The 14350-nt window shown below is 35.4% G+C and carries 15 protein-coding genes; 3 read left to right on the forward strand and 12 right to left on the reverse strand.

Annotation, left to right across the window (positions count from 1 at the left end; all coding sequences use genetic code 11):
• Positions 1-140 precede the first annotated feature (140 nt).
• From ACP6PM_RS19485 to ACP6PM_RS19540, 12 genes are all read right to left on the reverse strand, one after another.
• On the reverse strand, positions 141-485 hold the full coding sequence (locus ACP6PM_RS19485) for a hypothetical protein (RefSeq protein ID WP_426587522.1): 345 nt from the start codon (positions 483-485) through the stop codon (positions 141-143).
• Between the two features lie 110 nt (positions 486-595).
• Positions 596-871 (reverse strand): type 2 periplasmic-binding domain-containing protein, encoded by a 276-nt coding sequence (locus ACP6PM_RS19490; RefSeq protein ID WP_426587524.1) that lies wholly within the window; start codon positions 869-871, stop codon positions 596-598.
• Positions 872-880: 9 nt separating this feature from the next.
• The gene (locus tag ACP6PM_RS19495; protein ID WP_426587526.1) at positions 881-1192 is read right to left on the reverse strand and encodes a transporter substrate-binding domain-containing protein; all 312 of its coding nucleotides are present in this window, start codon (positions 1190-1192) and stop codon (positions 881-883) included.
• Positions 1193-1413: 221 nt separating this feature from the next.
• Entirely contained in the window at positions 1414-2484 is a 1071-nt protein-coding gene (locus tag ACP6PM_RS19500; protein WP_426587528.1) for an amino acid ABC transporter substrate-binding protein, read from the reverse strand.
• A gap of 165 nt (positions 2485-2649) precedes the next feature.
• Positions 2650-2886, reverse strand: a complete 237-nt coding sequence (locus tag ACP6PM_RS19505) for a hypothetical protein (RefSeq protein ID WP_426587529.1) — start codon at positions 2884-2886, stop codon at positions 2650-2652.
• A 780-nt stretch (positions 2887-3666) separates the two neighbouring features.
• Positions 3667-4371 carry an HAD family hydrolase gene (locus ACP6PM_RS19510; RefSeq protein WP_426587531.1) on the reverse strand — a complete coding sequence of 235 codons (705 nt, stop codon included), beginning with the start codon at positions 4369-4371 and terminating at the stop codon, positions 3667-3669.
• Positions 4372-4794: 423 nt separating this feature from the next.
• Positions 4795-4929, reverse strand: a complete 135-nt coding sequence (locus ACP6PM_RS19515) for a hypothetical protein (protein WP_426587533.1) — start codon at positions 4927-4929, stop codon at positions 4795-4797.
• 472 nt (positions 4930-5401) lie between these two features.
• Entirely contained in the window at positions 5402-6061 is a 660-nt protein-coding gene (locus ACP6PM_RS19520) for a TVP38/TMEM64 family protein (protein WP_426587553.1), read from the reverse strand.
• Between the two features lie 526 nt (positions 6062-6587).
• Positions 6588-6860: a hypothetical protein gene (locus ACP6PM_RS19525; protein ID WP_426587535.1), complete on the reverse strand. Its 273-nt coding sequence runs from the start codon at positions 6858-6860 to the stop codon at positions 6588-6590.
• A 93-nt stretch (positions 6861-6953) separates the two neighbouring features.
• Positions 6954-8309 (reverse strand): AAA-like domain-containing protein, encoded by a 1356-nt coding sequence (locus tag ACP6PM_RS19530; protein WP_426587537.1) that lies wholly within the window; start codon positions 8307-8309, stop codon positions 6954-6956.
• A 542-nt stretch (positions 8310-8851) separates the two neighbouring features.
• On the reverse strand, positions 8852-9241 hold the full coding sequence (gene gloA2, locus ACP6PM_RS19535; protein WP_426587539.1) for an SMU1112c/YaeR family gloxylase I-like metalloprotein: 390 nt from the start codon (positions 9239-9241) through the stop codon (positions 8852-8854).
• A gap of 627 nt (positions 9242-9868) precedes the next feature.
• Entirely contained in the window at positions 9869-10348 is a 480-nt protein-coding gene (locus ACP6PM_RS19540) for a Fur family transcriptional regulator (protein WP_426587541.1), read from the reverse strand.
• A 153-nt stretch (positions 10349-10501) separates the two neighbouring features.
• On the opposite strand from ACP6PM_RS19540, the gene ACP6PM_RS19545 reads away from it, so the two are divergent.
• The 3 genes from ACP6PM_RS19545 to ACP6PM_RS19555 all read left to right on the forward strand — a co-directional run bounded on the left by ACP6PM_RS19545 (position 10502) and on the right by ACP6PM_RS19555 (position 14293).
• On the forward strand, positions 10502-11200 hold the full coding sequence (locus tag ACP6PM_RS19545; protein ID WP_426587543.1) for a rubrerythrin family protein: 699 nt from the start codon (positions 10502-10504) through the stop codon (positions 11198-11200).
• A gap of 619 nt (positions 11201-11819) precedes the next feature.
• A complete protein-coding gene (locus tag ACP6PM_RS19550) occupies positions 11820-12113 on the forward strand; it encodes a transposase (RefSeq protein WP_426587545.1) in 294 nt (97 codons plus the stop codon).
• 425 nt (positions 12114-12538) lie between these two features.
• On the forward strand, positions 12539-14293 hold the full coding sequence (locus tag ACP6PM_RS19555) for an alpha/beta hydrolase (RefSeq protein WP_426587547.1): 1755 nt from the start codon (positions 12539-12541) through the stop codon (positions 14291-14293).
• The last annotated feature ends 57 nt before the right edge of the window (positions 14294-14350 follow it).

Raw genomic sequence — 14350 nt, forward strand, 5'->3', positions numbered from 1 at the left:
GTTTTTGGAGGGTTGCTGAAAATTCCCGTTACAAAAACAACCTCTGACTTCTAACTTCATAGAGATTAGCTAAATTTTTTGAATACTTGGGAAATCGAGTGTAGATTAATTCCCAAATCTTTACTGTTGTTAGCTAGTTTTTAACGAAAAGGAGGAGAATAAAGTAGACCACCATTAATCCACAAATTATTCAGACCGCGAGGCAGTTTATATGGAGAATTTTTTCCTAAGTTACGGTCATAAATTTCACCATAGTTGCCTACTTGCTTAATGACTCTATAGGCAAAATCATTACTTAAACCTAGACCTTCACCGAGATTTCCTTCTACTCCTAAAAATCTTCTTATTGTAGGGTCATCGTAATTTTTCTTCTCATCTACATTTGCTTGGGTAATACCTAATTCTTCAGCTTCTATCAAAGCATAAATTACCCATGTAACTACATTAGACCAAGTAGAATAATTATTTACTGTTGCAGGACTCAAAGGTTCTTTTGATAAGGTAAGTATTTAAAATAATATGTTGTTCGGAATTAGGGAAAGTTATACTACGACGACTTAATAATTGAGATTTATCAGAAGTCATCCCATCACAACTACCTTCTGCATAAGCAACATAAGCTGGATCTGCTTGCTGAAATGTTAATGTTTCTGCCTAAATATTTTAGTTTGCCGAGATTTTTTGTTAAATTTAGTTCTGTAGTTGTACCTGCTTCTACCCAGATAGATTTACCTTGAAAATCTTTAAGAGTTTCAATCCCACTATCTGCACTAACCATTATCCCTTGACCATCATAAAATACAGTAGGGGCAAATTCTAAACCAACAGTCGTATCTCTACTAAGTGTCCAAGTTGTATTTCGAGAAAGCATGTCTACTTCTCAACGGTTAAGAGCTAAGAAACGCTCCGTTGAATCTAAGTTTCGATACTCCACAGCAGTCGGGTCATCAAATAAAGCTGCTGCTACTGCCTTACATATATCAATATCTATTCCTGAATAGTTATCATTTTGGTCTACATAACTAAATCCTAGTATCAAACCCTCTACACCACAAATTAACTTGCCACGATTTTTCACAACATCTAAGCAACTTTTTGCTGGTGGAGTTGGTTCAGATTGAGAATTTTCACTATTTGTCAAGTATGTGGAAAATAGCAAAATTGTCAAGAGCAAATACAACCACTTCTGCATAATTTCTATTCAATATTCCTGCCAATAAATTTTCATCCCCATTTACTTTTATCAAAATAATTGAGTCTAAAACCCCACCTTGATTGACGAAATGTTTTTGGAGTGTTGTTCAAAATTGCCACTACAAAAACAACTTCTAAATTCTGAATTCTAAATTCATACAGACTTGGGAAATGAAGTGTAGATTTATTCCCAAATCTTTAGCTGTTTTAAGTTTCTTGTTAACGGAAAGGTGGAGAATAAAGCAACCCACCATTAGTCCATAAATCATTCAGACCGCGAGGTAACTTAAATTGAGATTTTTCTCCTAAGTTGCGGTCATAGACTTCACCGTAGTTACCAACTTGCTTAATTACACGATATGCAAAATCATTACTCAAACCCAAACCTTCACCGAGGTCTCCCTCTACTCCTAAAAAGCGTTTAATGGTCGGGTCATCAGAATTTTGCTTCAAGTCATCTACATTTGCTTGGGTAATCCCCAACTCTTCAGCTTCTATCAAAGCATAAGTCGTCCATTTTACCACATCAAACCAGGCTGAATCATTATTTTTTGTTACTGGACCCAAAGGTTCCTTGGACATAGTAACATCCAAGATTATATGGTCTCCTGGATTCGGTAGGGTACTACGACGACTCAATAATTGAGACTTATCAGAAGTCATACCATCACAACGTCCCTCCGCGTAAGCTGCATAAGCTGGGTCTGCTTGTTGAAAAGTTAATGTTTCAGCTTCTACATTTCTTTGGCGGAGATTATCTGTTAAATTTAATTCTGTAGTTGTGCCTGCTTCAACACAAATTGATTTGCCTTGCAATTCCTCTAAAGATTTAACCCCACTATCAGCACGAACCATCATGCCTTGACCATCATAGAATGTAGTAGGGGCAAACTCCAAACCAACAGTGGTATCTCGACTAATAGTCCATGTTGTGTTCCGAGATAGCATATCTACTTCTCCACCGTTAAGAGCAGTAAAACGCTCCGTTGAATCTAAGTTACGGTATTCTATAGCATTTAAATCATCAAATAAAGCAGCAGCAACCGCTTTGCAAATATCTATATCTATTCCTGAGTATTTACCATTTTGGTCCACATAACTGAAGCCAGGAATACCACCCTCTACACCGCATATTAATTTACCGCGATTTCTGACAATATCTAAACGACTGGTGGCTTGTTGACTTTCTTGGCCAGCTCCTGTTTGGCCTGATGTGCCTTCACCTTCGCAAGCTGTTAGTGGCAGTACCATCAACATAGCTGCTATTAGAATAGATCCCCATTTTTGCATAGTAGTATTCTGGTTTTTTTGTTTTGAAAAAAGTGATCTACTCAAAGCTACCATAGTGTCAAGCTTGACGATCGCTTCTGGAAGCTCTCAAGCAACTACTTTCCACATTTTGTTCCTTATTTATTTGAATACTTTTAATTTTTAATTTTTACTTTAAATTCAAACCTATACAGATAGTGAAGGTTCACTTCCCAAACGTTCCTCAGCTAAATCCCTAATTAAGGACACCCGAGATTGAATATATTCGTTAATTAAATCTGCTTCTGTACAATTTAGGGTACTTCTTTTTTTCAACTGTTTGATTAACCACTGGGCTAAGGTGGCATCATCCAGTGATACCAAGGTTGTAGCTTGGGAGTTTTCTACTACAGACCAAAGCTGACGTAACATTGTGGGAGTCATAGGAACCTCCATATAAATTTCATATCCGTTTTTCTTTAGAGGATTGGTCAAGAATGGTAATTAGGACGTATCCTTAAACACATATTTTCCCAATTTTGTATTTTCTTAACCATTCTTTTATATTTACTCAATAATAACTGAAATGTACTGATATAAGAGGCGCTTACACATAATAAGTTACAATTTCTACTAATATCTTTACAAACTGATGTGTTTCTTTACTTATCCTTGATGGGACTTAATCAGGTCAGGCCGATTCATAAAATACCTTTAGTACTTTATTTTCTAGTTTTATACTTACTAATCTTGACCAGCTTTAAATATTTAAGTGGTTTTTCAGTAGTGAGTTTTTGTGCTTTATATTTGGCTTCTGAATCGGAAATTTAAAAGAAGTTTATAATTTATTTACATATTTTTTCTTAGAAAAAAAGTAGTATTTTATACAAAATGCTCATAAGTAATATGATGTCCGGTTGAATAGTTATAAATAACGAGGGAGAGGTCAGGAGTCAAGAGTCAGGAGTCAGGAGGGAAGAGGAGGGAATTGGAAGGTATAAGGAGGAGAAAGTTTTTTTTTCGCTTTCGCTTCGCGACATGTAACCCTTAAGCAGAACAGAGTTCTATCAAGCTCTAACCCGAACATGATATAATTTAACCCCAATTTATATAGTAGTCCCCATTACTGGCGGAGGAATTCTCGCTCTTCTCAAATATAGTCTGTTTTGCGAATTTAACTTCTGAGTTCTGACTTCAGCTATATTATGGGTAATTAGCCGGACATCATATAATATCTTGATTAACCTTTTGTATTCTGTCCAATTCTAAATCAGAAAGATAATCCACACACCAATTAGCCAAACGTTGGAGCATATGAAAAGGATAAGTATGAGCAACACCAACCACAGGCATTCCAGCTAGTTTAGCTGCTTCAATACCTGCAAAAGTATCCTCAATTACTAAACATTCTGAAGGCTTGAGATTAATGTCTGTATATTGTTGATTCAAAATATCCACTGCTAATAAATAACCATCAGGTTTTGGTTTACTGGTCTTGACATCATCCCCAGCAATAATTACCTGAAAATAATCAGCTAAATTAGCTTTATTTAAAACTAATTTTACTTCGGCTCTGATAGCACCAGTAACCACAGCCATTTTCAGATTAGCTTGAGAAACCCGATCAATAAAATCTACCGTATCTGAATAAATTGGTAATTCTTCAATACTTTCTAATTGTTGTTGATAAGCTAGGGTTTTGCGTTTGATTAACTGTTCTAAATAGCCTTCATTGACATATCTACCTTTTTGGGTCAATATATCTTCCAAACAAGCACGATCGCTTCTTCCTAGACAAAATTTGTGATATTCCTCTGGTTTAAGCAGTAGATTTTCCTCAAGTAGTACTTGTTCTATTAATTTTTCGTGCAGAAATTCATCATTAATAATTACACCATTAAAATCGAACAAAACAGCTTTGAGAGTCATAAATTGTTAATTTATTTTGGCAATCTGAGGATAACTATAAAAATAGTATAGCAATCCTATTTTATTTGTGTATAAAAATCTTACTGCTTTTAGGGAAAAGGGAACAGGGAACACTTAACTGGGAACAGGTGGGAATTTCAGTTTTTTTATCTACTTTTCGATTACCCGCAACCTATGCACGGATTGCTATATACTAATTTTTAATTACTTTGATAAGTTTTTTCATAGTTGGTAGACAAGATCGAAATTTATCTTAGTTTGCGTGTCAGTAGTGCTATGAGTAAATGAAGTAGGCATCAAATTGATATCTTCCCCAGCCTAAAGGTACGGACGGGGATTATTACCGAGCCTAAACTCCTCGGTGGGTTTTTTCATAGGTTCCTGCTAGCTTGACCCTAGTCTTAGGCTTGCCTCCAAGTCCGTTTAATGTCTCGGACTACCCACTCGCGACTCATATATTATTGCTGTATTCTCGTCTCTATAATGTTTTGCAGCATAGTTGAGACATTCCCATTCTCTTGGTGCGCGTTCCCTCTCTTGGTAAGCATTCCCTTGCATCTTACGCTGAGCTGGGGTAGCACCGCTTTTTTACCGAAAAATTGAGGTATAAAGCCTCTCCATTCATGGAGAAAAAAGAAAAAAATTCCTTTTAGACCAATTCTCTTCTTTATAAGAAGAGGTAATTATTAATTATTAATTATTAATTATTAATTGTTGAACATGCCAGAAACATTGTCATACCTCTAAAACAATTGTTTGGTTTTCGCGAATTATTTCAGAGGATAATTTATGTAGAAAATCTGCCCTGGTATCTTTCAATGACAAGAGTTACTGATGATGGAGCAAAAGGTAATTCTCTTGACCAAACAATCTTAAGCTTTCCAATCTTAGCTAAATAAACTTTATCCCGATCAAATAACTAATATTCCGTGGGTTACGGTGGATTATCAAATATCGTATTATTAGTGTGGAATTATTTCCACCTAACCCACTTGACATAAAGACTTAATATTTTATTTATAGATACCTTCTAGGATATTTTCTTTTGTAAGGCTTTTTTGGCAATTTTAGTAACATAAATAGTTACAGCAACTGTGGCGACTAGACCAACGCCGTAAAGAACCCATTCTGCTGTGGTACGCGATCCGCCTTCTGTGCCCAAAGTTGCCAAACTTCCAGCTAAGGAACCCAGATATACATACATTACTGTACCTGGCATCATGCCAATCCAAGATGCCAAACAATAGTCTCGTAGAGAGACTTTAGTTAGACCAAAAGCATAGTTGAGCAGGTTAAAGGGAAAAATGGGGGACAAGCGAGTTAGTCCAACGATTTTCCATCCCTCATCAGCCACAGCTTTGTCAATGGCCTTAAATTGTTCATTTCCTTCTATTTGTTTGGAAACCCAACCTCTTGCTAGATACCGACCGACTAAGAAAGCACAAGTTGCGCCTATAGTTGAACCGATAGAAACGTAAACCGAGCCAAAAAGAGGACCAAATAGGAGACCTGCACCAAGGGTGAGTAGTGAGCCAGGCAGAAATAAAACTGTAGCCAAGATATAGATAGTGATAAAAGCTATCGGACCCCAATGGCCAAGTGTATCAATCCAATTTAAGGCATTATTTAGTAGTTGTTGAGCATTAAAAAATTTCTGAGCAAAAATTAGCAGAGTTGCGACTCCAAGCATAATTAAAAGTGGTTTGAGTAGCTTGTTGAATTTTGGCTTTTTTTTTGTTGTTTCTGGTAGGTCGTTCATCATAATATAAACTTGAAAAATATCTTTGTGCTGATTGATATTATAATCATTTTTACAACTAAAAATATTGTTTTTAAGTTTAATTTCATCAGATTATTATCTGATTTTCATAATTATTTGTTGACCAGATTTATTAGGAATGTGGAATAATAAAATATACCCTAATAACAAAACAAATCAAAAAAATTGAATTTTTACAGTTTATTTGATACTAATCCTCTATAAAATTCCATCTAATGTTCTCCTATATAAATCGTTTATTAGAGCTAATTTAGTTGCACTATTTGCACTATTAAGTATCAATATTATCACATCAAATATGAAAAACTTTTCGACATTTTATTGAGTAGAGGAGTAGTAATAATTTGCTGCGGAATCCGGAGCTAATAGCCAGCCTCCTGGGTCGGAACTGCCTCTTTGCAGAGGAGCTTCGCTTTTCATGTCGCGCAGCGAAACGTTAACAGCTATTAGCTGGAGCTGCCTTCCTCATTCCAGAAGGCAATAGTTTGATCCTCAGATTTTGTAGTTCTAGCCTTGCTTTGAGTCCTTGAATCAGAGCATCTAGCTGTTGGTCTAAGACAAAAAGCGCTTCTGAGTAGGGGACTATGCTTTTAATTTTGGCCAGGCTTTCTTGGCGTTGACTGGCTAAAGCATTGCGGTACTGCCAAAAATTGCTAATTCCCAACCCGGAAGCGGTCAAGAATCCTATACTAAATGGAACTAAAAACAACCTTTTAAATCTAGCGGTTTGTTCTTCTTGTTTGAGTCGTGCTTCTACTTCTTTTGTTCGTTCTGTTTCTATTATAGTTCGCTTTTCTTGTCTCTATCTTTCTACAGAAGCATCTAAATACTGATAATCTAAATCACTCAAACTTTTTCCTCTTGCCCAAGCTTCAGCATCTTTTAGTGCTAGACCGCGCAATAGTCGGAATTTGTCTGTTTGCTGGGAAGCTATCCAAGCATCAAAATTCTCAGCATAAGGTCGCAATAATCTTAATTTTTTCCCGATCCATTCTAAATTAAATACTTGTTCATATATCCGATTTTTTACTTTGAGTAATCCTGAGTCTTCAACTATTAATCCTGATAATATTAGCTCTGTTTCTTCAGGCATTTTATTGACTTCTATCTGCTTATTTTGCAGTATTTTTTTATATATTCCTAACAATTTTTCTACTTTGGTAGGATTGTATAATAACCGATTTTGAATTGTTCTTAAATGCTCTGGCTCGTCTTGATTTTGCCAATCATCTAATATTTTATTTCTGACTAGGTTTTCTACTAATAATTCGCCATAACCTAATGGCAATTTTGCAAGTTGATTGTGCCAATCATATAAGTTCTTATTTATCAAGATATTACCTTCATAAATTAATCGGAAATTTGAAAGTTTATCTGGTTGGGTAATGGCATCCATGACTAATTGACAGAGCTTATTAGTTAAAAATGGTTGCCCTCCGGTCCAGGATAATATTTCTTTTAGTAATGTTTTAGCCTGATTTTCTTCTAGTGGTAAATTTGCTGCTAATGGCTCTATTTCTTTTATTGTAAAACCATGTAATTCTATGGCTGTGCCTATTTTAAATGGTGTTCTTTTCCGGTCTTGGATTAAATCGGCAGGTGTAGCTACTCCAAAAATGGCAAAATTAAGTCGATTATATTCTGAATTAATTGCTCGTTGATTGTAGCAATAACGAATGAGGGCAAAGAAATCATCTATGGTAAAATTTAAACTAAGAATACTGTCTATTTCATCAATGAATATACAAATATTTTCTGTAGGAAATTGTACTAATATTACTTCCTCAATAAATCGACTTAATTTTTGGACATCAGACATTTCTGAAAGTGATGACCACCAGGTTTTTAATGAGAATTTACGATTCAATTTTAAAGTCAGCCAGAGGTTGGCAATGATGCCTTGATACCATTGTTGGGAAGTGGTATTTTGACTACCAATGTTAGTCATGTCAATAGTGGCACATTCAAATCCTTGTTGTTTTAGTTGATGGTAGGTTCTGACTAATAGGGATGATTTTCCCATTTGTCGGCAATTGAGAATGTAACAAAATTCGCCTCTGTTTAAAGCTTGATAAAGTTGGGTATCAGCTTCTCGGGTAACGTAGGTAGGAGCATTTTTGCTGAGACTACCTCCGACTTGGTATGTACGTCTAATCATGGTCTTGTTTGAGCTAACTAGGAGTTAATTAACAAAGTTAATTTTGCAGGCCAGAAGTTCAGAGTTACAGCACTTTTCAGTTGAATATAACAATAAGCTCTGAGGGCGTTGCTGAATAAATGTATGATTTCACAGGAGTCAGGAGTCAGGAGTCAGGAGTCAGGAGTCAGGAGTCAGGAGTCAGGAGTCAGTAGCTAGAAAGCAGTTTTTCGGTAACTAAGGAATGAGAATTAAATAAAGTACAGAACTTTTTTTCATAACTCATACGGTATGGAACTTAGGCAATTTAACTTATGTAGATAATAAAATTCTCATTCCTAAATAAGAAGAAATAGGTATAATTTGCACTATTGTTTTGGCTAAAAATTTTCAATTAGTTGAATTTCATACCTCAAATCAGCAATGCCGCTCTGAGAAGTTATAGTCATTTCAAATAAGAATGAAACACTTTTTCGGCTGAAACCCTTTCAAGGCAAGAAAGACTCGTCTCAATCTAAACTGAAATGACTATATGCATTCTTCAGGTTGGGTATTTCAAGATGTTAACTTTCATAAATTTCTAAAGGTAATTGATCTGGGTCTGGAAAGAAAGTAAAACGCTTGCCAGTTATTTCATCAATCCTAATATCTTCTACTTCTATACCTTGGGATTTCAAATAATCAACAGACTCATCAATATTATCTACTTCTAATGCTAAATGTCTCAGACCACAAGCTTCTGGCCGAGTTAATCTTTTTGGCGGGTCAGGAAATGAAAATAATTCTATCTGATTACCGTTACCTACACGCAAATCTAACTTATAAGAATTGCGTGCTTTTCTCCAAGTTTCTTGAATAATTTCACAGCCTAAAATATTCACATAAAAATGCTTGGAACTTTCATAATCAGAGCAAATAATCGCAACGTGATTAAATTTTTTAATTTTCATCATAAAAATTCGGTAATACCAAGTGTAAGAAAAATAATGTTACGAATAAGCTTGAGTGTTTAAAGGAGTTGATTTGAATGTTTATTTGAATATAGCAATTCCCAAAAAGCGTGAGATACAAAATTCCCTGGTTTTAGGGAACACTTAACACTTAACACTTAATACCAATTTTAAAAATTGCTGCTATGGCAAAACCTATATTTGGCAAGGATTTTCATCCACTCATTTGTAACATTCTTTGATTAAATTGGTATTAACTGGGAATAGGAAGTAGGGAGTAGTAATTCTGGTTCCGTAGGAATAAATAAAGAATAAAAACAACTGTACCTTATTAGCTTGGGAAACGCTATAAAAAAATAAGATAGCTATAAAAAAAACTTGAGATTCTATTCCTTCTGACTCGGTCTTCGGTCTTCGGTCATCCTGAGCAATAACCTAACTATTTGTAGCAAACATTTATCAGATTTGGTATAAGTGGGAAACCAGCTCGTAGTCAAATATGCTATAATTTGCTATAATTGATGATGATGGAGACAAAGACCTTTGAATCATGGTGAGACTATCGTTATCTAATAATCTAATAAACGCTGAAATGCTTTGAAGTGCGGAATTTAGATATACCATACTCCCCTATGTTTTAGGTCTAATACTTTTAACTTTTGAGTTTTGCTTTCTAAGCAGCGGTTGACAATCTTCGCGATCGCATTTTCCCTTAACAATAACCTCATAACTCTCAGCATCAAGTCCTGGAGGTAACTGATCTAATCGTATGTTACTAAAAGTTTCCCATTTTATATCAATGATAGCACTACAGTTTTGACAGCAAAAATGATGATGGGGTTTAACATTGGCATCATAACGAGTCACTCCCTCCTCCAGTAATACTTCCTTAACTAAACCTACTTCCCGTAATACAGTTAAAGCACTATAAATAGTTGCCTTAGAAGAAATGGGTAACTCGCGGTTTACTTCACTCAGAATTTCCTCAACACTGGGATGGTCTGAACGAGACAAAAGATTGGCATAAACTGCAAATCTCTGAGGAGTAATTCTTAGCCCTTTAGATTGCATTTTTCTCTGAATCTCTGTTGTAGTATAGTTGTTTTTCATTATTCTAAAGTTATTAAATATATTTTCAACTAATTAATAATTTTAACATATATTAATTGCTTATTAATCAAGAATTAATATTTAACTTGACATTTTATTAAATCAGAATTATTCTTAGAAATAACTACCAACTACCATAGAGAGGAAAAAATTATGGACTTGTCCAACTCTAACACCAGCAAAAATTTGTCCGATGCTTTTGCTGGAGAATCAATGGCTAACCGTAAATATCTCTTCTTTGCCGAAGTTGCCAAGAAATTAGGCATGGAAGATTTAGCCAAACTATTCCGGGAAACAGCTAATCAAGAAACGCAACACGCTTTTTCTCACTTTCGCCTGCTTCATCCTGAATTAGTAGTAGACGACCCATCTACCCTAACTGAAGAGCAAAAAAAAGCGATCGCCTCTCGTTGTCTAGAATTAGCAATTGAAGGGGAGACCTACGAATATACAACCATGTACCCAGAATTTGCCGAACAAGCACGAGTAGATCGTGATAGTGGAGCTGTTGCAGAATTCAAAGAGCAAGAAGAAGAGTCCCGCGAACACGCCACCATGTTCCGTCAAGCAGCTCATAAGTTTGGTTTACTCACCCACATTGAAAACCACCATGCTAATCAATATACAGAAGCTCTCGAAGGTCTCAATGGTGTTGCACCCAAACAAAAAGTTGTTGGTAGTAAATGGATCTGTCGTGTATGTTCAATGATTTACGATCCAGTTGTCGGCGACCCGGACTCTGGTATTGCTGCTGGCACCCCATTTGAAGAAATTCCTGAAGATTGGTCTTGCCCTATTTGTGGAGCGCAAAAGAAATCTTTTGTTCCTTATGAAGAGGCAGTTGCGGCTTAAGTATTGATCGGGACTTACGCAGTACCGCTATATATGCTGTATTATTTGGAGATTATTTCAGATATAGCGCTACGCGCTAGGGAATAGGGAACAGGGAACAGGGAACAGGGAACAGGAGACTATCAAAGGATTTGAGGATTTATAAATGTCCTAACCTTAATGTGTAGCGCTATATTCCCAGTACAATTAGTGCCTTTGCGTAAGTCCTGTTTATATCAAAGCTGATTTATAAAGACACTTTAAAGAAGGTCTTTCCGAGTTAAAATATAGGTTTGAGACAAAAGCATCACACATCTAGCAACACCCGTTAAATTTATTTAGTTTAGTATAATTATGACTAATGAGTCGTCTGCCTAAAATTGCAAATCCTCAAAGAAAAACATATTCAAGCGACCTGAGTGATTCAGACTGGAACCTCATCAAACCCCTACTACCTAAACCCAAAGGGTTAGGTCATCCCATTCAAGTCTATTTTCGGGAGATTCTCAATAGACCTCTCCGGAAAAGAGGGAACAGGGAACACTTAACTGGGAACACTTAACCCACCCCTAACCCCTCCCAGGAGGGGAGTAATTGATAATTTCTGGATAAGAATTGATTCTATTTTTAATTTTCGGAGATGTCTAATGGTGTTTTCTATGTACAACGAAGTGGATGTCAATGGGAGATGATGCTCCATGACTTGCCACCTTACACTACTGTGTATAAATATTTTCAGAAATGGCAACGTTTTGATTTATGGCAGCAAATGTACGACAAAATTTCCCAACAACTACACAGTGAATTAGGAAAATATGAAGACTCTAGCGTTGCGATCGCCGATTATCAAGCAGTCAAAACAACGGAAAAAATTCCTCGCTCTACGGTTTCAATGGTAGTAAAAAAGTTAAAGCGGATAAACGCCATGTTGTAGACTTATTTTGAATTATTAAAGCCTTTTCTGGAGGTATCTATTTTTTATTAGAGGTAATTAAAGGGAAAATAATATAGTTCTGAAGTTGCTTAGTTAAGCCGATCGCTCCGTAAGCATTCAGCTATTAGCTGTCAGCTCGATCCCAATAAAACCACACCTTAGTACCAAGCGTGAAAAAAGAATACTATAAATTTATCTTGATTAGGGATGCTTAAAAAGAGCTGCTCTAATTCATTTGAGAAAGCTATATCTAGCAGGATAATTTTTCCCTTTTTTTTTCAATACTTCCTCCTTTTCTTACTTCTTTCTTTCTTGAGCTGATAGCTGACGGCTGAATGCTTACATCGCTCCTTTTATTTATTGACATTCTGTAGCAAGCGAGATATAAATATTTTAATTCAATTCATATAATTTAGGAGTAATTGATGGTATTTCAGCGGTTCATAACAAAATCTATTTCACGATTTATATTTTCCCTAGGATTAGGCATATTATCACCTTTTTTTACTCCTATTCCTGCTCTTCCTGCTGAAAAAATCATAATTGCTGTTCCCGATCTTAATATCAAAGATCCAATCGAAGTTGAACTGCCAGCTTTTGAAATTAAAATACCAGTCCAATCTCTCGAAAACTTTTCCAAAGAAGGTGAATACACAGATGAGTTTATTCTTTATTCGGAATTATTAAAAGATGAAATAAAGGAGTTACAGCAACTTTTAAAAAAGCAAAAACAAGAGCTACAGCAACTTTTAAAAAAGCATTTTGATATAGCTCCTAATATTGTAGAAGGATTTATGGAAGAGCCAGCAGGAAAAGAAGTACTAAAACGTTTAGGTAAAATCATCCAAACTGGAGAAGATCAAAATGGTAGTGAAGCTCTCAAAATAGCTTTTGAATTAGCTGTTGCCGAGCCGGATGGTTTAACGATTATTAATTTGTTGAAAAAATTTCCTGGAGATATTTTTATAGAACTTCAAGAAGGTATCAATTTAGTTGATGAGTTAACAGAAAGATTTGTTGAAGAAAATAGGATTTTAATAGAACTCCAAAAACAAGCAGAAAATGTAGCATTTTCTGAGGATAAACGGAATTTTAATAATTTACCAGATTTAAGAAAACCAGGGAATACGAAATGGGAAAAACAATCTTTGAACTTTAGAAATCCCAATCGCGATCGCTCTTCTCCAGCAGATATTTATCTTCCTAAGATTTCGGGAAATAAATTAATTCCTGTGGTAGTCATTTCTCATGGTTTAGGTTCAGACTTGAATAGTTTTGTCTATCTTGCTGAACATTTAGCATCTCATGGTTTTGCTGTAATAGTACCAGAACATATTGGTTCCAGTGCAGAAAAACTTGAAAGCATATTTGCAGGTTTTAGTAGACCTGTAGATGGAATAGAATTTATTAATCGCCCACTAGATATTAAGTATTTGCTAGATGAAATAGAGGAAAAAATAGGCTCCGATCCGAGATGGCAAGGTAGACTAAATTTGCAACAGGTGGGAGTATTAGGTCAATCTTTTGGTGGTTATACTGCTTTAAGTGTTGCAGGTGCTCCTCTCAATCTAGAACAATTGCGAAAAGATTGCCAATCTGAAGACACTAAATTTATCTTCAATTTATCCCTACTATTACAGTGTCAAACTATTAATTTACCACTAGAAATGAACAAAAATTTAGGAGATGAACGTATCACAGCAGCTATTGCAATTAATCCTGTTAGTAGTGGTGTATTTGGATCTGAAAATAAAGGTATTAGTCAAATTAAAATACCTATGATGATTGTTTCTAGCACTAAAGATATTTTTGCTCCACCAATTCCAGAGCAAATTGATCCATTCATTAGCTTAACTACTCCAGAAAGATATTTAGTTATAAGTAAACCAGGAACTCATTTTTCATTTATTGCTGAAGAAGAAACTTCTAAATCTATAGAACTACCAAAACAATTAATTGGTCCTGACCCGAATTTGGCTTATCCCTATCTTCAGGCATTAAGTTTAGCATTTTTTCGAGTTTATCTTCAAAATCAATCCCAATCATTACTATATTTAAGTCAGCCTTATCTCCAATATCTCAATCAAGAACCATTTAGTTTTAGTTTATTGAAGTCTCTTACAGAAGAGGATATACAAAGAATAATTGATAACTTTTCTGAACAAGTTACAGAGAAATAATTATGTATCCACTCAATATGATGGGGTAGGGAATGATTATAACTGCCAAGAGCAACT

Source organism: Dapis brunnea BLCC-M229, assembly GCF_050015995.1.
Classification (GTDB): Bacteria; Cyanobacteriota; Cyanobacteriia; order Cyanobacteriales; family Microcoleaceae; genus Trichodesmium.